The organism is Gemella sp. GH3 (assembly GCF_013415425.1).
Lineage (GTDB): Bacteria > Bacillota > Bacilli > Staphylococcales > Gemellaceae > Gemelliphila.
Genome location: NZ_JACBYC010000254.1, coordinates 1 through 398 on the forward strand (window position 1 = coordinate 1; position 398 = coordinate 398).

The 398-nt window shown below is 35.9% G+C and carries 1 protein-coding gene; it reads right to left on the reverse strand.

The window, feature by feature from the left end; translation table 11 throughout:
• Window positions 1-65 precede the first annotated feature (65 nt).
• Window positions 66-398, reverse strand: a 333-nt coding sequence (locus HZY83_RS08190) for a VOC family protein (protein ID WP_179943540.1), incomplete at its 5' end; no start/stop codon positions are given.

Sequence of the window (398 nt, forward strand, 5' to 3'; positions counted from 1 at the left end):
TAATAAAAAACTCCGTACGATAACCTTGATAAGTTACCGTACGGAGTTTTTAAAATATTTTATTCTTATTCTGGTAAAGCGAGTTGGAAACTCACGCCAAACTTGTCTTGCACCCATGCAAATTCTCTAAAAGGTGGCATTTCAGTTTTAGGCATTAGAATAGCGCCTTCTTTTTTCAAACCACTAAATAAACGTTCCATTTCCATAGCATCCTTAACAGTGACATATAATGACATGGCAGGGTTCATAGGTAATTCTTCACCATTATTAGCATCAATTGCCATAAATACTTGACCATTTAAAGTAAAGATAGAGTGTTGTACTGATCCTGGAGTACCAGGGCCGTCTTCATCATATTTGACCATCGTCAATATTTCACTATCCTCGAATAAACTTGT